We start from the raw sequence: 21,290 nt of genomic DNA, 5'->3' as shown, positions 1-21,290 counted from the left end.
ATGGGTATTCAAGGTATCGATCTCTCGTTGATCTGGGGGGTGATCATTGCCTTCGGGGTGATGATGTACGTGATCATGGACGGCTTCGATCTGGGCCTGGGGATCCTGTTTCCGCTGATCCCGGATGAGCAGGAGCGCGACGTGATGATGAACACCGTCGCCCCGGTGTGGGACGGCAACGAAACCTGGCTGATCCTCGGCGGCGCGGCGTTGTATGGCGCGTTTCCGCTGGCCTACGGGGTGATTCTGGAGGCGCTGTACCTGCCGCTGATCCTGATGCTCTGCGGGCTGATTTTCCGTGGCGTGGCGTTCGAGTTTCGCTTCAAGTCTTCGCCGCAGAAGCGCCATTGGTGGGACAAGGCGTTCATCGGCGGTTCGCTGCTGGCGACGTTCGCCCAAGGCGTGGTGATTGGCGCGTACGTGTCGGGCATTCCCGTGGTGGATCGGCAGTTTGCCGGTGGTGGCCTCGACTGGCTGGCGCCGTTCCCGCTGGTGTGCGGTGTCGGTCTGGTGGTGGCCTATGCGCTGTTGGGCAGCACCTGGTTGCTGGTCAAGACCGAAGGCATGCTTGAATCGCGGATGCGTCTGTTTACCCGTCCACTGGCGTGGTTGCTGCTGGCGATGGTGGTGGTGATCGGCGTGTGGACCCTGCAACTGCACCCGGAACTGGCCATGCGCTGGTCGAGCCATGGGCATTTGATGGTGTTCGCCGGGCTGGTGGTGCTGGCGCTGCTGGCGTTGTTCGGGCTGCTGCGCACCTTGCGTCAGCGTCACACGCACTGGCCGTTCGTGTTCACCTTGGTGTTGATGCTGCTGGGTTACATAGGCCTGGCGCTGAGCATCTGGCCGAACATCATCCCGCCGTCGGTGAGCCTGTGGGCCGCGGCGTCACCGCCATCGAGCCAGTTGTTCGCCCTGATCGGCGCACTGTTCATCTTGCCGGTTATCCTGATGTACACCTTCTGGAGCTACTACGTATTCCGCGGCAAAGTGAGGATTGGCGATGGCTACCATTGATTCGCGTGAGGCAGGACCCAGCCGCTGGTACAAGCGCTTTGGCTGGTTGTTGTTGATCTGGATGGGCAGCGTGGTATCGCTGGCGGTGGTCGCGAGCCTGCTGAAACTGGCGATGTATGCAGCGGGAATGAGAACCCACTGACAATAAAAAACCGGAGCCATTGGCTCCGGTTTTTTTGTGGCCGCAATACTGAACATCACCGATGCCCACTCCCACCCTTGATCACGGTCAGCCCCCGAATCCTTCATCCACCACCAATCCCCAGTGGGAGCGGGCTTGCTCGCGAAGGCGTCAGGTCAGTCGATATTGATGCTGGCTGTGCCGGCGCATTCGTGAGCAAGCCCACTCCCACCCTTGATCTCGGTCGCAGACACATCCCGTCAATAAGCATGCGCGGCGCATGGTGCTGGCTGATCTAGTCTTTCTGAATTCAACCATCAACAAGGCAAAGGAATGCCCGAACATTACTCATCACATCGCCTGCGAACTGGTCGTCATTGCGAAGAAAATCGAATCTACCTTCTAACCGCCAATACCCTGGGACGCGAGCCTGTGTTCACGGATTACAGACTAGGCCGGTTGGTCGTGAACCAGTTCAGACTTGCGCAGGAGGAAGGGTTTGCCGACACATTGGCATGGGTGGTCATGCCGGATCATTTTCATTGGCTGATTCAGTTGCAAAAAGGAACACTCGGTCAATTGATGTGCCAGGTCAAATCCTTGAGTGCTCGTTCAATCAACGAGGCGGCCGGTAGAACGGGAAGCCTCTGGCAGCAAAGTTTTCATGACCATGCTTTACGTCGAGAGGAGGACCTGGTGAAACTGGCGCGCTATGTAGTCGCTAATCCACTGCGGGCCGGACTGGTGAAAAAACTCGGTGACTATCCATTATGGGACGCAATCTGGGTTTGAACTCTGGATGCACATCCAGCGGATTACCACAGAATAAATGCAATTCCCTGTGGGAGCGGGCTTGCTCGCGAAGGCGTCAGGTCAGTCGATATTGATGCTGGCTGTGCCGGCGCTTTCGTGAGCAAGCCCACTCCCACTTTTGATCTCGGTCAGCCGCAAATCTTTCATCCACCCACAATCCCCAGTGGGAGCGGGCTTGCTCGCGAAGGCGTCAGGTCAGTCGACATTGATGCTGGCTGTGCCGGCGCTTTCGTGAGCAAGCCCACTCCCACTTTTGATCTCGGCCAACCGCAAATCCGTCATCCACCACCAATCCCCAGTGGGAGCGGGCTTGCTCGCGAAGGCGTCAGGTCAGTCGATATTGATGCTGAATGTGCCGGCGCTTTCGTGAGCAAGCCCACTCCCACCTTGGATCTCGGCCAGCCCCGCATCCTCCATCCACCACCAATCCCACATTGGGTTTTCAGTGTTTTATGAGGGGGAGTTATTGCGCACCAAACATCGCGGTCCAGTAGATCCCGGCACTGCTTTTCGGATCGGTTGCGTAGGCGGCGCCGAGTTCTCTGTATTGCGGGTTCATCAGGTTGGCGCAATGGCCGGGGCTGGCGAGCCAGCCGTCGACGACTTTGCGCACGGTGTCTTGCCCGGCGGCGATGTTTTCGCCGACCAGTTGGCCGCTGTAGCCGGCCAGTTCCGCGCGGTCGCCCGGGGTGCGGCCGTCGCGGTCCTTGTGGTCGAAGTAATTGTTGTTGGCCATGTCCCGGCTGTGATCCTGAGAGATGCTGCCCAGGCTTGTGTTCCAGGCCAACGGTGCGGCGGCGGCAAAGGCCTGGCCACCGCATTGACGCGGCTGGGCGCGCGCAACATTGAGCTGTTCGAGCAACTTCTGGCCTTCGCTCTGCGCATCGCCCAGTTTCGCCGACAGCAACGGTCGCGCCAGCACAATGCGCCAGTCGCGATCGGCGCGGCTGACGCCGACATCGACGAACTGCGGATCCAGCACCACCTGACAGAAACTCTCCTGAATCGCCTTCATCGCCGACGTCGCATCACGCGGACCGTTGAGGGTGATCGCCTGTACGTTGACCATCGGGTAACTGGCGCTGGCCATCGCTTGTTGCAGATCGACCGCACCGGTGGCCGGCAGTCTCAGTCGTGGGTCGGCCGACAGCGGTGGCAGTTCGTTGGACGCCTGACTGCCGCAACGCTGCGGTTGGCTGCGGTAGGCATTGATTGACTCGATCAGTTGCGACTCGTCGGCGGCCATGGCTGAGGCGGCGACGGCCAGGCCCACGGACAGTGCGGCAAAACGCAAGACGGATGGCATGAAACGCATGGAAATCTCCCTTGAGCGCAATGCGCTCATGATGCGCGAAAGGCCCCCGGTCAGTGCAATGTCTTTTTCTTCATCGAGCGGTTTTTCTGCGGAACATCGTGCAGGTATTTGCCGTCTACACTCAGCCGAGGCCCCCGGAAACCGGGCGTCTCACCGACGAAACACCTTGCCCGCATCGGGCGCTACCGGAAGAACTGCCATGCGATTGAAAGGGTTGGCTGGTTGTTTTGCATTCATCCTGCTGACCGGCGTTGTGGGCGCCACCGAGCAGGCCCCCATCAAGGCGAAGGCCGAAGAGAAGGCTCAGGTGCTGGAAGAGAAGGCCGCCGACAAGGTCAGCGCGGCGCCGGCACCCAAATCCGAGGCGATCACCCCGACTGAAGTGCAAGCCGTAGACCCGGCAGGCACCGCGCCGCTGGACGATCCGATCACCTGCCTGGCGCGCAGTATCTACTGGGAAGCCAAGGGCCGCGACACGCCGGAAATGGAAGCAGTGGCCAATGTGGTGATGAACCGCCTGGGCCACGACGGCTTCCCCGGTACGGTGTGCGAAGTGGTCAAACAGGGTTCGGAAACCAAGAGTTGCCAGTTTTCCTGGTGGTGCGATGGCAAGGCGGATCAGGTCAAGGAAGACACCGAATATACGTTGGCCAAGGATATCGCCGGCAAGGCACTCAACCGCCAGTTGCCGGATCGCACGCATGGCGCGCTGTACTTTCATGATCGCAACGTGCATCCGAGCTGGGCCAAGGAATACAAAAAGACCGCCGAGGTCGGCAAATTCCTGTTCTACAAACCGGTCGGCGGTGATGCGCGCTAGACGCAGACTTCGCGTACACAGTTGCGCAACCAGCGATGCGCCGGGTCGGCGTCCACGCGCGGGTGCCAGAGCATCGACACGCAGATCGGCGGCATTTTGAAGGGCAGGGAAAAACTGTGCAGGCCGGTGCGCAGTTTGCTGGTGTGACGCTCGGGAACGGTGGCGATCAGGTCCGATTCGCGGACCAACGTGAGCGCTGCAGAGAAGCCGCCGAATGAGGTGACGATGTCCCGCGTCAGTCCCGAGGCGAGCAACGCTTCGTCTACCGGGCCACTGCTGCGTCCGCGGCGTGAAATGAGAATGTGCTGGCCGCCGGCAAAGCGTTTGCTGCTGATCTTGCCCGCACTCAACGGATGACCTTCACGGACCACGCCGATCCAGTGATCCTGAAACAGGATGCGACTGTGCAGCGCCGGGTCGGTGCTGTCGTCGACCACACCGGTCTCCAGGTCCACCCGGCCTTCACGCAGCAGCGTGCTGTCCTTGTCGGCTTTCTGCACGAACCGCAGGCGCACGCCGGGCGCTTCGTCTGCGATGCGGGCGAGCAGGGCGGCGGCGAACGTTTCAACAAAGCCGTCGGTGTTGCGCAGGGTGAAGGTGCGCTGCAACTGGCCGGGATCGAGTATCTCGGCGGGGCGCAAAGCCGCCTCGGCTTCCTGCACCAGGCCACTGACCCGCTCGCGCAACTCCAACGCACGCGGGGTCGGCACCAGGCCACGACCAGCCCTGACCAGCAACGGATCACCGGTAGTTTCGCGCAGGCGGGCGAGGGCGCGGCTCATGGCCGATGGGCTCAGCCGCAGAATTTGCGCGGCGCGTGCGACGCTGCCTTCGCGCAACAACACGTCGAGGGTGATCAACAGGTTCAGATCCGGTGTGCTCATGACGTGGCGTTCCATGCAGGTATCAAGTGCAAAGCATGCGTCTTGCGCCTTGCGTTGTCGAGACTCAGGCTATGCCGTCTGACCTTTGCATCAGGAGCGCCCGATGTCCGAATCTGCCTTGCCCCCTCAAGCCCGCTGGGCGCTGACCAGTCTGGCGTTGTCGATGTTGATGCCGTCGCTGGACACCAGCATCGCCAATGCCGGCTTGCCGACCCTGGCCGCAGCGTTCGATGCGACGTTTCAACAGGTGCAGTGGATCGTGCTGGCGTACCTGCTGGCGGTCACTACGTTGATTGTCAGCGTCGGGCGGCTCGGGGACGGGATCGGTCGACGGCGACTGCTGTTGATCGGGATCGGTATTTTTACCAGCGCTTCGTTGTGCTGCGCGCTGGCCCCGGGACTGGGCTGGTTGATCGGCGCCCGGGCGGTGCAGGGCCTTGGCGCGGCGATCATGTTTGCGTTGACGATCGCGCTGGTAGCGGATGCGGTGCCCAAGGCGCGTGCGGGTAGTGCGATGGGCCTGCTGGCGACCATGTCGGCCACCGGCACCAGCCTCGGGCCATCGCTGGGTGGGCTGCTGATTGCTAATGTCGGCTGGCCGTCGATCTTTGTCCTCAACGTGCCCTTGGGTCTGCTCAATGCGTGGCTGGTTTATCGCTATCTGCCGGCTGATCGGCCGGCGAAATCGGCTGTCGCGTTTGACTGCCTCGGCACCGTGGTGCTGGTGTTGACGTTGGCGGCCTATGCGCTGGCGATGACGCTCGACGGCTACACGCTGATGTTGCTGCTGATCAGCCTGTGCGGCGCCGGGGTGTTTGTCGGGGTCGAGATGAAAGCCAAGGCACCGCTGATTCGATTGTCACTGTTCGCCGATCCGCGACTGAGCAGCAGCCTGGCGCTGACGTTCCTGGTGACGACGGTGATGATGACCACGCTGGTGGTCGGGCCGTTTTACCTGAGCCGGGGCTTGGGACTGGGCAGCACCGTGGTTGGCCTGGCGTTGTCGGTCGGGCCGCTGCTGGCAGCGTGCGGCGGTGTGCCGGCCGGGCGTCTGGTGGATCGCTTTGGTGCGCGGCGGGTGGTGCCCGGCGCGTTGCTCGGGTTGGCTGGCGGTTGCAGTTTGTTGGCGGCGTTGCCGACGCGTTTCGGCCTGGCGGCTTATCTATTGCCGATGGCAGTAATTGCCAGCAGTTACGCAATGTTCCAGGCGGCGAACAATACCGGGTTGATGAGTACGGTCAGTCAGGCTCAGCGCGGCGTGGTCTCGGCCCTGCTCGGGCTGGCGCGCAATCTGGGCTTGATCACCGGCGCGGCGGTCATGGGGGCGGTGTTCGCATTCGCTACCGGAGACCCGACGCAAGCCCCGGCCGAGGTCATCGGCAGCGGCTTGCACAGTACGTTCGGTGTAGCGGCGGCGCTGATGGTCATGGCCCTGATCGTCAGCCGAACCCGGATCAGCTGTGGGAGCGAGCCTGCTCGCGAAAGTGCCGTGTCAGTCAACACAAAGGTCGACTGACAGGACCTCTTCGCGAGCAGGCTCGCTCCCACAATTGGATGAGGCGTGTTTGTCAGCTGGCGTGGGTACTCAAGATGCTTGCCACCTGTTGCGGCTGGCAGTTGAGGTACGGCGAGGATTTCAGCCAGCGCTGGTCCGGGTACCAGGAAAACATGAACTGGCCGTCCTTGAGTTTATCGATCACCTGCCGTGCCACTTGCGGACGCACCGCCGGGCAACCCTGGCTGCGACCGATCCGGCCCTGACGCTTGCTCCATAACGGATTCACATAATCGGCGGCGTGGATCACGATGGCCCGGTCGCGGGCCATGTCATTGAAACCCGGCTCCAGACCGTCCATGCGCAGCGAATAACCGTGGGTTCCCTTGTAGCTTTCCTGCGTGCGGAACAGGCCAAGGCTGGACTGGTAACTGCCTTCGCGGTTGGAGAACTGGGTGGCGAAGTTTTCCCCGGAGTTGGAGCCGTGGGCGACCAGGTCGCGCAGCACCAGTTTCTGTCTGCTCAAATCGAAAATCCACAGCCGGCGCGCGGTGGAAGGCTGCGAATAATCGATGATCGCCAGGTGACGGGACGGTTTCGCACCGTTGTTGACCGCGCATTGCATGGCGTTCAAGGCACCTTTCAGCGCCTGGGGATTGAGTTCCGGCGCGGCGTGCGCGAGGCTGGTAAAGAGAACCGGCGATGGCTTGCCGGCGGCGAAAGCTGGGCTGCTCACCACGACGAGGGTCGCGGTGGTCAGCAGAAGTCGGCGCAAAAACGTCAACATTTATAAAGTGTCCTCACTTGCTACTTATTTGGCACTTTGGCTCCTGACTCCCAGTCATACCCAACAGACCCCGGTTTCGGGCCTGACTGTTCAGCGCACCTGATGTAAGGTTGCCGTCATTAAGACGGCCACGGATTGGAGTAAAGCAGTTGTTCAAAAAGTACGCATGCTACTTGAGCATTTGTTTGCTCGCTGCGCCGTTTGTCGCTTGTGCCGACGAGGCGCTGCTGCCGTTGCAGACGCTGCCGACGCCACCGGCGCAAATGCCGGTCGAACCGCAAAGTCCGCTGCAAGCGGTATTGATCGGTTTACCGCAGGCGTGCCCGGCGATTGCCGCGCACCTGAGCGGCCCGGCGCTGGCGCAACTGCAGGCGTTCTACCAGCAACAGGACTGGCTGCCGGTATGGGCCAGCGAGTCAGGGCGTTTGCCGGCCTTGCGCGGACAATTGCAGTTGTTGGCCGATGATGGACTCAATCCGAAACGCTACCCGGTGGCGGTGAATCCGCCGCAGGACGGCGAGCTGTGCGCCGATATCGACATCAGCCGCTATTACCTCCAAGCCTTGCAGGACCTGCATTACGGTCGTCTGCTGCAGTCGCATTTCGAGCCGCTGTGGCATGCCGACGATACCCCGCGCGATCGTCAGGCCGAGCTGCTCGCCATCGCCGTGCCTGGCCTGCAGGACATCAAGGCCGCGTTCGATCAGGCGCGTCCGCGTCTGGCGCAATACCAAAGCCTGCGTCATCTCTACGCCAGTCAGCGGCAACAAGCCTTGCCGCACTGGCAGTCGGTAGGCAACGGCCCATTGCTGCGCCCGGCGATGGAAGACAAGCGCGTGCCGGAACTGGCCCAGCGGCTGTTCAACGAAGGCTACCTGACCCACGCCATCGGCACCCCCGGCAATGCCTATGACGGTGTGCTGGTGGAGGCGGTGAAAAGCTTCCAGGCCAACCATTCGTTGCAGGCCGACGGGGTAGTCGGGCCGGGGACGATCGCCGAGCTCAACATCAGTCCGCTGACGCGCCGCGAACAGTTGCGGGTCAACCTCGAACGCTTCCGCTGGCTGGCCCAGGACATGGAGCCCAATGGCTTGCTGGTCAACGTCGCCGCTGCCGAGCTGACCCTGTATCAGGGTGGTCGGCCGGTCTGGCAGACCCGCACTCAGGTCGGTCGCGCCGAACGGCAGACCCCATTGCTCAAATCCCGGGTCACGCGCCTGACCCTGAACCCGACCTGGACCGTGCCGCCGACCATCTGGAAAGAAGACAAGCTGCCGGCAATCCGCAAGGACCAGACCTTCCTCAGTCGCCAGAACCTGCAAGTGCTCGACGCCCACGGCCAGCCGTTGGCTGCGGCGGACATCGACTGGGACAACCCCGGCAACATCATGCTGCGCCAGGACGCCGGACCGCGTAACCCGCTAGGGCAGATGGTCATTCGCTTCCCCAACCCGTTTGCGGTGTACCTGCATGACACGCCGAGCAAGGCTCTGTTCGACAAAGGCCCGCGCGCGTTCAGCTCCGGGTGTGTGCGGGTCGAACACCCGATGCAACTGCGTGACCTGTTGCTGACCCCGGCGGAACGGACTCGTACCGACACCTTGCTCGCGACCGGCAGCACCCACGAATTCCGCCTGTCGGCCCCCGTCCCGATCCTGATGACCTACTGGACGGCGCAGGTCGGCAGTGACGGGCAGGTGCGCTATGCGCCGGACATCTACAGCCGAGACAGCGCGCTTCTGGCGGGGCTGGACGGGGCACACTGAGTTCAGCTAACGCGCGAAACCCCGTGGGAGCGGCCAGCCGCAAAACCTTCATCCACCCAAAATCCCCTGTGGGAGAGGGCTTGCTCGCGAAGGCGTCAGATCAGTCGACATCAATGCCGAATATGCCGGCCCCTTCGTGAGCAAGCCCACTCCCACCTTTGATCTCGGCCAGCCGCAAATCCTTCATCCACCCACAATCCCCTGTGGGAGCGGGCTTGCTCGCGAAGGCGTCAGGTCAGGCGACATCGATGCTGGCTGTGCCGGCGCTTTCGTGAGCAAGCCCACTCCCACCTTCGATCTCGGCCAGCCGCAAATCCTTCATCCACCCACAATCCCCTGTGGGAGCGGGCTTGCTCGCGAAGGCGTCAGATCAGGCGACATCGATGCTGGCTGTGCCGGCGCATTCGTGAGCAAGCCCACTCCCACCTTTGATCTCGGCCAGCCGCAAAACCTTCATCCACCCACAATCCCCTGTGGGAGAGGGCTTGCTCGCGAAGGCGTCAGATCAGGCGACATCAATGTCGAATGTGCCGTCCCCTTCGTGAGCAAGCCCACTCCCACCCTTGATCTCGGTCAGCCGCAAATCCTTCATCCACCACCAATCCCCTGTGGGAGCGGGCTTGCTCGCGAAGGCGTCAGGTCAGGCGACATCGATGCTGGCTGTGCCGGCGCTTTCGTGAGCAAGCCCACTCCCACCTTTGATCTCGGCCAGCCGCAAAACCTTCATCCACCCACAATCCCCTGTGGGAGAGGGCTTGCTCGCGAAGGCGTCAGATCAGGCGACATCGATGCTGGCTGTGCCGGCGCTTTCGTGAGCAAGCCCACTCCCACCTTCGATCTCGGCCAGCCGCAAAACCTTCATCCACCCACAATCCCCTGTGGGAGCGGGCTTGCTCGCGAAGGCGTCAGGTCAGGCGACATCGATGCTGGCTGTGCCGGCGCTTTCGTGAGCAAGCCCACTCCCACTCTTGATCTCGGCCAGCCGCAAATCCTACATCCACCCACAATTCCCTGTGGGAGAGGGCTTGCTCGCGAAGGCGTCAGGTCAGTCGAGATTGATGCTGGCTGTGCCGGCCCCTTCGTGAGCAAGCCCACTCCCACCCTTGATCTCGTCCAGCCGCAAATCCTTCTTTCACCATCACTCGCGCATTTGGATTTTCAGTGTGTCAGCCAGTGTGATTCGTTGCAGTTGCGCAGCGTCTAGCCCCAGTGTCCCCGCAATCCCATGGGGCGAGACTTCGGAACCCGGCATGCAAGCGCTGTTGAACGAGATTCTTGACGCAGTCCGGCCCCTGATCGGGCAGGGCAAAGTGGCTGATTACATTCCTGCCCTCGGCACTGTGCCGGCCAATCAACTGGGCATTGCGGTGTATGGCAACGACGGCGAAATGTATTGCGCCGGCGACGCCGAGACGCCGTTCTCGGTGCAGAGTATTTCCAAAGTGTTCAGCCTGGTGCAGGCCATCGAGCACTCCGGCGAGGCCATCTGGGACCGTCTGGGTCACGAGCCGTCCGGCCAGCCGTTCAACTCGCTGGTGCAACTGGAGTTCGAGCGCGGACGCCCGCGCAACCCGTTCATCAACGCCGGGGCACTGGTGATCTGCGACATCAACCAATCGCGCTTCGCCGCGCCGGCCTTGTCGATGCGTGACTTCGTGCGGCGCCTGTCGGGCAATCCGCAGGTGATCGTCGACGGCAAGGTTGCCGAGTCCGAGTATCAGCATCGCGCCCGCAACGCAGCAATGGCGTACCTGATGCAATCGTTCGGCAACTTTCACAACGACGTCGAAGCGGTGCTGCGCAGTTACTTCAGCCACTGCGCGTTGCGCATGAACTGCATCGACCTGGCGCGGGCGTTCTGCTTCCTCGCCAACGACGGTTTCTGCAAACACAGCGGCGAACAGATCCTCACCCGGCGCCAGACCCAGCAAGTCAACTCGATCATGGCCACCAGTGGTTTGTACGACGAGGCGGGCAACTTTGCTTACCGCGTCGGTCTGCCGGGCAAGAGCGGGGTTGGCGGCGGGATTGTCGCGGTGGTGCCGGGGCAGTTCACGGTGTGCGTGTGGTCGCCGGAGCTTAACGCCGCCGGCAATTCGCTGGCGGGGATGGCGGCGCTGGAGATGCTCAGTTCGCGGATTGGCTGGTCGGTGTTCTGACCGATTCGCCAAATACCACAAACCCCTGTGGGAGCGGGCTTGCTCGCGAAGGCGTCGGCACAATCAACATGAATATTGAATGTACCAGCCTCTTCGCGAGCAAGCCCGCTCCCATTAGGTCTTGTGGTGTTTCCGGTAGGTGTGTTTCAGCGAAGAATCCGCTACATTTTCCGGCCGCCCCTCCTATGGTGAATCCGCTTCATGTCTCTTGCGCTCGAACGTCTAGTCGCTGGCACGCCGATCCCTTTCGCTGGTAACCGCGTGACCGTGGTCAGCCCCGAACTGGCGGCGCGGTTTCAGCCTGGTGACCACCTGCTGGTCGAGCAGGTCAGTGGCGAACTGTTGCTGATTCCGGTCATCGATCAACAGGCCGCTGCGGTGGCGATCGAACGTGCAGAAGCGGCCTTCACTGCATTGTCAGCGGTGTCCGACGAGGCCATCAGCCGCTTCTTCGATCTGTTTGCGCAACGCCTGCAAACCCCGGCGTGCTGGGCCTTGATCGAAGCGGCTAACCTGGCCGACATCGAGCGCGCCAAGGCCCGTGGCCGCTCCACCACCCGACTGCTCGCCGACGAGCGCATGCGCCGCGACATGATCGCCGGCCTGCGTGCCTGGCGGGATGCGCCGGCCACGCGCGGCAAGGTCATCAGCAGCGTCGAACACGACGGCTGGAAGGTCGAGCAAGTGGTGTCGCCGCTGGGCATTGTGGCCTTCGTGTTTGAAGGGCGGCCGAACGTCTTCGCCGACGCCGCCGGAGTCTTGCGCACTGGCAATACCGCGGTGTTGCGCATCGGCAGCGATGCGTTGGGCACGGCGCAAGCGATCGTCACTCACGCTTTGAACCCTGCGCTGGCAGAGGCTGGCTTGCCCGCCGGTGCGGTGTCGTTGGTGGAAAGCGTCAATCACGCCGCCGGTTGGGCGATGTTCGCTGACCGGCGTTTGTCGCTGGCGGTGGCCCGGGGGTCAGGCCGTGCAGTCAGTCAGTTGGGCAGCATCGCCCAGCAGGCGGGCACGGCGGTCAGTCTGCACGGCACCGGTGGCGCGTGGCTGATTGCTGATCGTGACGCCGACGCCAGCCGCTTCGCCGCCGTGGTGCGCAACTCGCTGGATCGCAAAGTCTGCAATACGCTGAATGTCTGCCTGATCCAACGTGATCGTGCCGCCGAACTGCTGCCGCTGTTCCTCGACGCCCTGCAACAGGCCGGTGCCGCGCGCGGGCAGGGCTGCAAATTGCACATCGTCGACGGCAGTGAAAGTTATCTGCCGGCTGACTGGCAGAACGCGACGGTGGAGGTCTATCGCGCCGAGGGTTATCAGACCGAAGCCCTGGCCGAAGCGCTGGCGGAGTCCGAGCTGGGCCGCGAGTGGGAATGGGAAGAAACCCCGGAAGTCAGCCTGATGATTGTCGATGATCTGGAGCAGGCAACTGCTCTGTTCAACCGTTACAGCCCGCAATTCACGGTGTCGCTGATCAGCGAGGAGGCTGCTGTTCAGGAGCGTTTTTACAACGCGGTGAATGCGCCGTTTGTGGGTAACGGGATTACCCGTTGGGTGGACGGTCAATACGCGCTGAACAAGCCGGAACTGGGGCTTTCGAACTGGGAGAGCGGGCGCTTGTTTGCGCGCAGTGCGATTCTGTCGGGGGATGGGGTGTTCACGGTTCGCAGCCGCATGACTCAAGTTGATCTGAGCGTAAAACGCTGATGTGAACACCATGGCTGTGGCGAAGGAGCAAGCTCCCTCGCCACAGAGTTGCAGTGTTCGCCTTCACGCCGCTGCGGTGGTGTTTGCCTGCACCGCGCAAGTCGCTGGCTGCTCAGCCAGCGGTACGAATGTGCGGCGGTCTGCCGACAGTGCATCGATCGAGCCTGTCTCGATGTCATACACCCAGCCATGCAGGTTCAACAGGCCTTTCTCCTGTGCCAGGCGCACACTCGGGTGGGTCTGGATGTTCGCCAGTTGCGCGATCACATTCTCGCGCACCATCGAACTTAATTTGGCCGCGTCATTGGCATGCGGGCGCGCCTCGTTCACCACTTTCGCCGACTCGGCGTGTTGCAGCCAGCCGCTGACCGCTGGCAGGTGATCCATGCATTTGCACTTGGCAATCGCGGTCATCGCGCCGCAGTCGGAGTGGCCGCAGATCACGATGTCAGTCACACCCAGCACCGCCACTGCGTATTCCACCGTTGCCGAAACCCCGCCCGGATGCGGGCTGTAGGACGGCACGATATTGCCTGCGTTGCGGATCACGAACAGCTCGCCGGGTTCTTGCTGAGTCAGCAGTTCCGGTACCACACGGCTGTCGGAGCAGGTGATGAACAAGGTTCCGGGTTGTTGGGTGGTCGCCAAGTGTTTGAACAGTTCAGTGCGTTGCGGGAAGGCTTCGTTCTGGAACTTCAGGAAACCGTCGATCAGGCTTTTCATGGTGCAGTCCTCTTAGTTGGAGCAACCGTTGCCGAATTCGCTGTATTGAAGAATGTGCTTGCCGCCGTTGCTGTCCAGATACGTCATCTCCACCGGCACCACGCCACAGACGTCGGCAACCGGGGTGATGCTCAGTACTTGGGCGATGTCCAGTTGCATGCCGTAGCGGTAGGCGACGGCGTCTTCATCGGCGTGGGCCTGAGCGGACAGGCCGGCAAGCAGAGCAAGGGCCAGCAGAATTTTTTGCATGGGGCAGCCTCCAGACGAATTGGGGAAGGGTTGCAATGAAAGTGTGGGGTGGCCCGCACCGAGGGTGCGGGCCGGGATGGATCAGAAGGGACGCAGCGGCAGGAACTTGCCGTCGAGGGTGACCACGGCGCGGGAGCCACCTTCCGGGTCTTCGACTTTCTTGATGTCGAGCTTGAAGTTGATGGCGCTGATGATGCCGTCGCCGAACTGCTCGTGCACCAGGGCTTTGAGGGTGGTGCCGTAGATCTGGATCATCTCGTGGAAGCGGTAGATGGTCGGGTCGGTTGGCACGCCGGCGAGGCTGCCGCGCAGCGGGATGATCTGCAGGGCGGCGATGGCGTCGGCGTCCAGTTCAAGTTTATCGCCGACCACTTGCGCGGCGTCTTGCGGCAACGGGTGCTGGCCGAGCAGGGCAGCGGTGACGTAGGCCAGGCTCAGACCGGTGTCGTCGGCCAGATCCTGCCACGACAGGCCTTTGCGTGCCTTGATGTCAAGAATGCGGGTGGTCAGGGCCAGGCTGGCATCGTTGTAGGCGTGGGACTGTTGCATGGTGTCACTCCTTTCAAGGTTGGCTTGCTGTGTGGGAGTAATCTTCTGCCGATTTATCCATAGCGTCCAAGACCGATATACAATGCTTCGCATAAGTCCTGCCTATAGATGGTGAGCTCCATGTTGCTGCGACATTTGCGTTATCTGCTGGCCGTGGCCGATCACGGCGGTTTCACCCGGGCGGCGGAGGCCTTGCATGTGTCGCAGCCGACCCTGTCGCAACAGATCCGCCAACTGGAGGAAACCCTGGGGGTGAACCTGTTCGACCGCACTTCGCGCACGGTCAAGCCCACCGATGCTGGCGAGGCCTACATCGAATGTGCGCGGCGGGTGCTGGTGGAGCTGGAGGCGGGCAAGCGGGCGTTGCATGACGTGCGGGATTTGTCGCGCGGCAACGTGCGCCTGGCCATGACCCCGACGTTCATGGCCTATCTGGTCGGGCCTTTGGTGCGTGATTACGCGGCACGGTTTCCCGGGATTCATCTGCAGATTTTCGAGCTGTCGATGGACGACATCGAAGCGGGGCTGGCGGACGACTCGCTGGACATCGCCATTGCCTTTACACCGGTGCGCAACCCGGACATCGAGTGCATCCCGGCGTTTACCGAAACTCTGGGGATCATGGTCGGGCGCGAACATCCGCTGTACGACAGTACCTCGGTGCTGACTGCGAGTGATCTTGCGCAACTGGATTTCGCTTTGCTCGCGCCGGACTTCATCACGCGGTTATCGATCGATGAGTATTTCCGTCAGCAGGGGATTACCCCGCAGGTGCGGATCGAGGTGAACTCGGTGAGTACGTTATTGGAAGTGGTGCGCCATTCGCCAATGGCGACGATGTTGCCGGAGGCGATTGCCACCGAGGACCGGGCGCTGCGTCGGCTGCCAATCTCGAACGAAGCACCGCAGCGCGGGGCGGCGTTGTTGCGGCGCAGGAACAATTATCACAGTGCAGCGGCGCTGGCCTTTGTGGAGTTGGTGCTGCAAACGAAAACTGCACCAACGACATAGTCCCCCTGTGGGAGCGGGCTTGCTCGCGAAAGCGGAGTGTCAGTTGATGTGATGGTGACTGACACGGCCCATTCGCGAGCAAGCCCGCTCCCACACGGTTGTGGGTTGACTGCAAATCTTGTTCGCACCACTGGACCCTGTAGGAGTGAGCCTGCTCGCGACCGCGTTGGTTCAGACACATCAGTATTGAATGACCTACCGCAATGCTGAATATAAAAAAGGGCCTGCTCTTGCTACTTGTTAAGCAGCAGAGAGCAGGCCCTTTTTATTATTGAAGTTGTAAATCAGTAGAAGCGGTCAATCACCCGAACTTCATTGTTGTTCTGCATCGAGTCCCACGCGTGTTTCAGCGTCTGCAGTACATTGCCGATGAAGTCTTTGTCGGCCGCGGCTTTTTTGCCGACATAACCGTGGCCGCGGCGGTACATCTTCAGGCGGGCCAGCAGGTTCTGGTTGTTGCGGTCGAATTCTTCTTCACCAGCATGGGGCGACAGGCAGTCGATATGCACCTGACCCGACTTGCTGATCCAGAGAATGTGGCTGTCGTGGCTGTCTTTTTGCGCAGCGAACATACGAGCCAGTTCTTCGATAGTAGGTTGATTGTTCAGATTCATGATGTTTGCCCCTTGACCAGTCTGGTGATCTTTCAAAGTTGATTCGCTAATACAGGTAGCCCATCGGTTAGTTGATCCCTGGCACCGAAACCAGGACGTCAGCGGTCGCCCGTGAGAAGTACGGGGTCATGCGTCTGTTGCATGTAGTCGTGTTGAATAACTGCTACGCAATAGCGTCACAACGAGGAGAAGCAGCGAAAACCGGGAGGCTCCTTGACGACGTTCTCAGGGTCGACCACAAGCGTCTTGAGAATTTTCGCCAGCGCTTCTCGTCCTTGTACTGGACGTTCAGGCCAGGTCAGCTTCTTCAATCTGCCTTGTGGGCAGCGTGTATCCGGAAAAAACAACTCGGCGGTCAGACGAGTTTGCTCAAGCGTGTTACCGATGTTCCCGATCGGGGAACGTCTTCATCATGCAAAAGCAAAACGACGCCGTCAACGGTTTTGTAGTGATTATTTTTTCTCACTACATATTGTCGGACAAAGCTGTTTTGGAATGAGAAAAGTTCCGTTCAGGCAACGGGCACGGGCGCGCGCAGGACGTAGAAGGTGCAGGGATAACCGTCCACGTGGCGCTGTTGGCGGGTGAATCGGCCCGCAGTCAATTCGGGGATCAACCTGGCCCAGAAGCGCTGCGCAGGCAGGTTGGCGTCGATGTGGAAAATCTGCCATTGACCAGGCAACCGACTCAAGAGGGCAGAGACGACAAACTGCGCGACGCCTTGGCCACGGAAGCGTCGGGCGAGGAAGAAGTAGCTGATGTTGTATTCGGCACCGTCGATGAGGGTGTCGTTGTCGACGATCACGAACCCGGCCAGTTCACCGTCGACACGAATCAGGAACGGCTGGGTGGCAGGGTTACGCCAGTAGTCTTCTTTGAGGTGGATGCTGTAGAAGCCATGCTCGGCGAATTTCAGCGGCAGCCATTCACTGAAGTCATGCATGTAGAACTGCATCAGGTTTTCGATGGTCTGCAGTTCGTCACGGTGGGCAGCAAGCAGTTCGAGGGTGGGCATGCACAGGGTTCCTGAAAGGGGGCACCTTTCAGGAACCTTAGCGGGTTTTATTTTTTGGCCGCAGGTTTCGCCGTGCGTTTGGCTGGGCCGGCGGTTTTACTACGCGTCGATTTACGTTTCTTCTTCCACGGTGCCGCTGCTTTGCCCGCAGGTGGCGGGCCGCTGATGGTCAGGCTCAGCGCAGAACAGCGTGTGACCTGCTTGCTCATCCACGCCGCTTGTTTGGTGACGAACTCTTCCAGGCTCATTTCACCGCTTTGCACCATGTCCAGCGCCTGTTCCCAGATGGCGGTGGTGCCGGGGTCGGCAATCGCCCGGGGCACAGCGTCGATCAGGCTGAAGGCGGCCGGTGTCGCGGCCAGTGCCTTCCCGTTCTTTACCAGATAACCGCGGTCCAGCAGGCCTTGAATGATCGAGGCGCGAGTCGCTTCGGTGCCGATGCCGGTGGTGTCCTTGAGTTTCTGTTTGAGCAGCGGATCTTCCACCAGTCTGGCGACGTTCTTCATCGCCTTGATCAGATCGCCCTCGGTGTAGGGCTTGGGCGGTTGGGTCCAGAGGTCCTTGAGGTTCACGCCCGCCACGGCGCAATCGACACCCTGGCTTAGCGTCGGCAGGGTTTGCGGTGCCGGTGCTTCACGGCCCTTGGCCGGCGCCAGGGCTTCGGGCAAGGCGCGTTTCCAGCCTGGTTCGATGATCTGCTTGCCAACCGCGCGCAGTGCTTCACCGGCGCAATCGAAATCGGCCTGGGTGCGATCGTATTCATGGTTGGGCAGAAACTGCGCCAGGTAGCGGGCGCGAATCAGGGTGTACACCGCCCGGTGTTTGCCGCTCAGGCGCTCAAGGTTTTTCGCTGCAGCGGTGGGAATGATGCCGTGGTGAGCGCTGACCTTGGCGTCGTTCCATGCCCGAGAGCGGCGCTGAGGGTCAAGGTGGCCGTTCAATGCTTCAAGGCCTGGATCGGCCTGACGCAGTGCCGCGAGTATCCCCGGCGCCTCGCTGTGCTGGCTCAGCGGCAGGAAGCCGCAGTCGCTGCGCGGGTAGGTGACGACCTTGTAGGTTTCGTAGAGCGCCTGGGCGATGTCGAGGGTTTCCTGGGCGCCGAGGCCGAGTTTCTTCGAGCAGACTTCCTGCAGGGTGCCGAGGTCGAAGGGCAGCGGCGCCACTTCGCGCATGCGTTCGGTGCGCAGCTTGACCACCCGCGCACTGGCGGCGCCGTTGATGGCGGCGGCGGCCTGTTGGGCCAGCGTCTGGTTCAGGCAGCGATCCTGATCGTCGCAAACGTCGCTGGGCGCACGCCATTGCGCGGTGAATGGCGTGCCGTTGTGCAGCAGTTGCACATCAATCGCCCAATACGGCACCGGCACGAAATCGGCGATGCTACGGTCGCGGTCGACCACCAGTCGCAACGTCGGTGTCTGCACCCGACCGACCGGCAGCACGCCCTGATAGCCGGACTGGCGGCCAAGTAAGGTGAACAGGCGGCTCATGTTCATGCCGATCAGCCAGTCGGCCCGCGAGCGCCCCAGCGCCGAGTGATACAGGCTGAAGGTTTCCGCCCCCGGCTTCAGTGCGGCGAGGGCCTTGCGGATCGAGGCCTCGTCCAGCGCCGACAGCCACAAGCGGCGGATCGGCCCGCGATAGCGGCAGTGCTCGACCAGTTCCCGGGCAATCATCTCGCCCTCGCGGTCGGCGTCGGTGGCGATGATCAGTTCGCTGGCCTCGCCGAGCAGGCGCTTGACCGCTTTGTACTGGCTGGCCGTGCGCGGCTTGACGGTCATCTTCCACGTGGCCGGGATGATCGGCAGATCCGCCAGCACCCAGCGCTTGTAGCGGGCGTCGTACGCATCCGGCGGAGCGGTCTCCAGCAAGTGGCCGATGCACCAGGTCACCGTGACGTCCGTTCCCAGCCAGCAGCCGTCGCCCCGACGCTTTGCGCCGAGCACGGCCGCAATGTCTTTGGCCTGGGAAGGTTTTTCACAGAGGTAAAGCCGCATAACCACCGTCGTCGATCAGTTCACTGGAGGTGCACAGAATGGCCGCAGTTGGCGTTAGGGGCAACTTTTATCTGTATGGATATACAGATAAAAACGTTGCCGGGGATGACCGGTATTACCGGGACGCCGCGCACCACTATCGAGAAATCGAATGGTGCGGCGCTTGCCAGGCATGGCAGGTTCATCGGGCCTTTCAAGAAACGCGAGTGACAGGACGATCTCGCCAGAAGATCGCCAGGGTCCGAACGCACTGACCACTCTGAAACAAGGAAGTCCCACCATGGCTCAAGCCAAAGCAAAAACCAGCAGCGCCTATGACGAAGTGAATGCCTTCAGCCACTTGTATGATCGCGGTGTCGGTCTGGTCAATGGCAAACCGTCGTTCACCGCCGACCAGGCAGCGGACGAAATCCTGCGCAAAAACCTGTCGTGGCACGACAAGAACGGCGACGGCAAAATCTCCCTCAGCTACACCTTCCTGACCGAAAAACCGGCCAACTACAACCCCAACCTTGGCAACTTCAGCCAGTTCAGCGCGCAGCAGAAGGCCCAGGCCGTGCTCTCCATGCAATCCTGGGCCGACGTGGCCAAGGTGACTTTCACCGAGGGCAAGGGCGGCGACGGCCACATGACCTTCGGCAACTACGACGTCAGCACGGGCGGTGCGGCGTTCGCCTACCTGCCGAGCGGCGGCAGTTATGACGGCCAGTCGTGGTACCTGATCAACAACCAGTATCAGGTCAACAAGACCCCGGACACCAACAACTACGGGCGCCAGACGCTGACTCACGAGATCGGCCATACCCTCGGCCTGTCGCACCCGGGCGCCTACAACGCCGGTAACGGCAACCCGACCTACAACGACGCCAAGTACGCCGAAGACACCCGCGGCTATAGCCTGATGAGCTACTGGAGCGAAGCCAACACCGACCAGAACTTCAGCAAGGACGGCAGCGGCGCCTACGCCTCGGCGCCACTGCTGGACGATATCGTTGCGGTGCAGAAACTCTACGGCGCCAACTACGAGACCCGTGCCGATAACACCACCTACGGTTTCGGCTCCAACGCCGGCCGTGATTACTACAGCGCGACGTCAGCGTCGTCCAAACTGGTGTTCTCGGTGTGGGACGGTGGCGGCGATGACACCCTGAACTTCTCCGGTTTCACCCAGAACCAGAAGATCAACCTCAATGAGGGGTCGTTCTCTGACGTGGGCGGGCTGGTTGGCAACGTGTCGATCGCTTACGGCGTGACCGTGGAAAACGCCATTGGCGGTTCGGGCAATGATTTGCTGATCGGTAATTCGGCGATCAACCACCTGTTCGGTGGTGCCGGCAACGACATCCTTTACGGCGGCGGTGGCGCGGATGTGCTGTGGGGCGGCGAGGGTGCAGACACCTTCGTGTTCGGCGCGGCCAGCGACTCGACCGACAACCAGACGGACTGGATCATGGATTTCAAGAGCGGCCTGGACAAGATTGACCTCTCGGGCATCGCCGCTTTTGCCACGGGCGCAGCTTCACTGAACTTCGTCAGCAATTTCACCGGCCATGCGGGCGATGCGATCCTGACGTACTACGCGCAAAACGGTCAGACCGGGCTGCTGATCGATCTGACAGGGCAGGGGCAGGTTGATTTTGCCGTGGGTGTGGTAGGGCAGGCGGTGGCGACTGATATTGTTGCCTGATGCCTGAAGAGCAGCCCTCTCCCCGGGGGAGAGGGCTGTTGGCCGTTCGGCTGCAAAACCACCCTGGCCTGAACCTATGGGCTATACCTGAACCGGTCTCTTCGCCGTATTCAGGAGAACCCCCAATGAAAAGCTCCGGCCTCAACCCTGTCATCAATCTCGAAGAACTCCCCGGTTGCCTGCTGGTGAAATTCCACGGCATTCAGGTCGCTGCGTCCTCCCACGTGCTGATCCTCAACGAGGCCAATTACCCGCCGGTGTACTACGTCCCCCGCGAAGACATCGACGAGAAATACTTCGCCCGCACCGACCACACCAGTTACTGCCCGTACAAGGGCGATGCCAATTATTTCAGCCTGCAAGTGCCGGGGCATGAGGGGGCGAACGCGGTGTGGACGTACGAGAAGCCGAAAATCTCGGTCCAGCAGATCAAGGACTATGTGGCGTTTTATCCGGATCAGGTGAAGTTTGAGGTGATCAAACCGGAGATCTGAGGTCATCGGCGCAGGCTCGTCCTGAGCGACAAGCCCGTGCCCTTTTGCTCTTGTCGTTTTTACCGGCCAGGCC

General features: G+C 61.4%; 20 protein-coding genes. 11 read left to right on the top strand and 9 right to left on the bottom strand.

All coding sequences use genetic code 11. The annotated features are described in order from the left end of the window. From cydB to AC1UK9_RS16935, 3 genes are all read left to right on the top strand, one after another. Positions 1-1,017, top strand: a complete 1,017-nt coding sequence (gene cydB / locus AC1UK9_RS16945; protein WP_482578067.1) for a cytochrome d ubiquinol oxidase subunit II — start codon at positions 1-3, stop codon at positions 1,015-1,017. Further along, positions 1,004-1,159: a DUF2474 domain-containing protein gene (locus AC1UK9_RS16940; protein ID WP_482578066.1), complete on the top strand. Its 156-nt coding sequence runs from the start codon at positions 1,004-1,006 to the stop codon at positions 1,157-1,159. The genes cydB and AC1UK9_RS16940 overlap by 14 nt, the downstream gene beginning before the upstream one ends. A gap of 312 nt (positions 1,160-1,471) precedes the next feature. Further along, positions 1,472-1,930 carry an REP-associated tyrosine transposase gene (locus AC1UK9_RS16935; RefSeq protein WP_482578065.1) on the top strand — a complete coding sequence of 153 codons (459 nt, stop codon included), beginning with the start codon at positions 1,472-1,474 and terminating at the stop codon, positions 1,928-1,930. A 484-nt stretch (positions 1,931-2,414) separates the two neighbouring features. On the opposite strand, the gene AC1UK9_RS16930 is transcribed toward AC1UK9_RS16935, so the two are convergent. Further along, a complete protein-coding gene (locus AC1UK9_RS16930; protein ID WP_482578064.1) occupies positions 2,415-3,266 on the bottom strand; it encodes a CAP domain-containing protein in 852 nt (283 codons plus the stop codon). Positions 3,267-3,465: 199 nt separating this feature from the next. Between AC1UK9_RS16930 and AC1UK9_RS16925 the strand changes: the two genes are divergently transcribed. Further along, positions 3,466-4,086 carry a cell wall hydrolase gene (locus tag AC1UK9_RS16925; RefSeq protein WP_025111345.1) on the top strand — a complete coding sequence of 207 codons (621 nt, stop codon included), beginning with the start codon at positions 3,466-3,468 and terminating at the stop codon, positions 4,084-4,086. Here the strand turns inward: AC1UK9_RS16925 and AC1UK9_RS16920 are convergent. Continuing rightward, complete coding sequence (locus tag AC1UK9_RS16920; RefSeq protein WP_482578063.1) at positions 4,083-4,970, bottom strand: LysR family transcriptional regulator; 888 nt, start codon at positions 4,968-4,970, stop codon at positions 4,083-4,085. The genes AC1UK9_RS16925 and AC1UK9_RS16920 overlap by 4 nt on opposite strands. 103 nt (positions 4,971-5,073) lie before the next feature. On the opposite strand from AC1UK9_RS16920, the gene AC1UK9_RS16915 reads away from it, so the two are divergent. Next, positions 5,074-6,486 (top strand): MFS transporter, encoded by a 1,413-nt coding sequence (locus tag AC1UK9_RS16915; RefSeq protein WP_482578062.1) that lies wholly within the window; start codon positions 5,074-5,076, stop codon positions 6,484-6,486. Positions 6,487-6,538: 52 nt separating this feature from the next. Here the strand turns inward: AC1UK9_RS16915 and AC1UK9_RS16910 are convergent, their stop codons facing one another. Beyond that, entirely contained in the window at positions 6,539-7,252 is a 714-nt protein-coding gene (locus AC1UK9_RS16910; RefSeq protein WP_025111348.1) for a murein L,D-transpeptidase catalytic domain family protein, read from the bottom strand. A gap of 149 nt (positions 7,253-7,401) precedes the next feature. Here AC1UK9_RS16910 and AC1UK9_RS16905 point away from each other — a divergent pair, with 149 nt between their 5' ends. From AC1UK9_RS16905 to AC1UK9_RS16895, 3 genes are all read left to right on the top strand, one after another. Beyond that, on the top strand, positions 7,402-9,018 hold the full coding sequence (locus AC1UK9_RS16905; protein WP_482578060.1) for a L,D-transpeptidase family protein: 1,617 nt from the start codon (positions 7,402-7,404) through the stop codon (positions 9,016-9,018). A 1,250-nt stretch (positions 9,019-10,268) separates the two neighbouring features. Next, positions 10,269-11,177 (top strand): glutaminase B, encoded by a 909-nt coding sequence (gene glsB / locus AC1UK9_RS16900; protein ID WP_102357949.1) that lies wholly within the window; start codon positions 10,269-10,271, stop codon positions 11,175-11,177. 201 nt (positions 11,178-11,378) lie between these two features. Next, complete coding sequence (locus AC1UK9_RS16895; protein WP_482578058.1) at positions 11,379-12,881, top strand: aldehyde dehydrogenase family protein; 1,503 nt, start codon at positions 11,379-11,381, stop codon at positions 12,879-12,881. A 63-nt stretch (positions 12,882-12,944) separates the two neighbouring features. Here the strand turns inward: AC1UK9_RS16895 and AC1UK9_RS16890 are convergent, their stop codons facing one another. The 3 genes from AC1UK9_RS16890 to cynS form a co-directional block, all read right to left on the bottom strand. Next, entirely contained in the window at positions 12,945-13,604 is a 660-nt protein-coding gene (locus tag AC1UK9_RS16890) for a carbonic anhydrase (RefSeq protein WP_025111352.1), read from the bottom strand. 12 nt (positions 13,605-13,616) lie between these two features. After that, positions 13,617-13,853 carry a DUF2790 domain-containing protein gene (locus AC1UK9_RS16885; protein WP_025111353.1) on the bottom strand — a complete coding sequence of 79 codons (237 nt, stop codon included), beginning with the start codon at positions 13,851-13,853 and terminating at the stop codon, positions 13,617-13,619. A gap of 81 nt (positions 13,854-13,934) precedes the next feature. Next, positions 13,935-14,402 carry a cyanase gene (gene cynS, locus AC1UK9_RS16880; RefSeq protein ID WP_025111354.1) on the bottom strand — a complete coding sequence of 156 codons (468 nt, stop codon included), beginning with the start codon at positions 14,400-14,402 and terminating at the stop codon, positions 13,935-13,937. Between the two features lie 120 nt (positions 14,403-14,522). Between cynS and cynR the strand changes: the two genes are divergently transcribed. Then, positions 14,523-15,413 carry a transcriptional regulator CynR gene (gene cynR / locus AC1UK9_RS16875; protein ID WP_482578056.1) on the top strand — a complete coding sequence of 297 codons (891 nt, stop codon included), beginning with the start codon at positions 14,523-14,525 and terminating at the stop codon, positions 15,411-15,413. Positions 15,414-15,697: 284 nt separating this feature from the next. Here the strand turns inward: cynR and AC1UK9_RS16870 are convergent, their stop codons facing one another. From AC1UK9_RS16870 to AC1UK9_RS16860, 3 genes are all read right to left on the bottom strand, one after another. Further along, complete coding sequence (locus tag AC1UK9_RS16870; protein WP_482578054.1) at positions 15,698-16,027, bottom strand: hypothetical protein; 330 nt, start codon at positions 16,025-16,027, stop codon at positions 15,698-15,700. 511 nt (positions 16,028-16,538) lie between these two features. Further along, a complete protein-coding gene (locus AC1UK9_RS16865) occupies positions 16,539-17,042 on the bottom strand; it encodes a GNAT family N-acetyltransferase (RefSeq protein WP_473012883.1) in 504 nt (167 codons plus the stop codon). 47 nt (positions 17,043-17,089) lie between these two features. Continuing rightward, positions 17,090-19,036 carry a DNA topoisomerase III gene (locus AC1UK9_RS16860; RefSeq protein WP_482578053.1) on the bottom strand — a complete coding sequence of 649 codons (1,947 nt, stop codon included), beginning with the start codon at positions 19,034-19,036 and terminating at the stop codon, positions 17,090-17,092. 280 nt (positions 19,037-19,316) lie between these two features. Here AC1UK9_RS16860 and AC1UK9_RS16855 point away from each other — a divergent pair, with 280 nt between their 5' ends. Beyond that, on the top strand, positions 19,317-20,723 hold the full coding sequence (locus AC1UK9_RS16855) for a serralysin family metalloprotease (protein ID WP_482578052.1): 1,407 nt from the start codon (positions 19,317-19,319) through the stop codon (positions 20,721-20,723). A 125-nt stretch (positions 20,724-20,848) separates the two neighbouring features. Further along, positions 20,849-21,217, top strand: a complete 369-nt coding sequence (locus AC1UK9_RS16850) for a DUF427 domain-containing protein (RefSeq protein ID WP_025111360.1) — start codon at positions 20,849-20,851, stop codon at positions 21,215-21,217. Positions 21,218-21,290 lie beyond the last annotated feature (73 nt).

It is taken from the genome of Pseudomonas sp. AK-TSAG1-1 (genome assembly GCF_056821665.1).
Note: the sequence above shows the minus strand (reverse complement) of the source record. Positions and strands in the feature narration are given on the sequence as shown.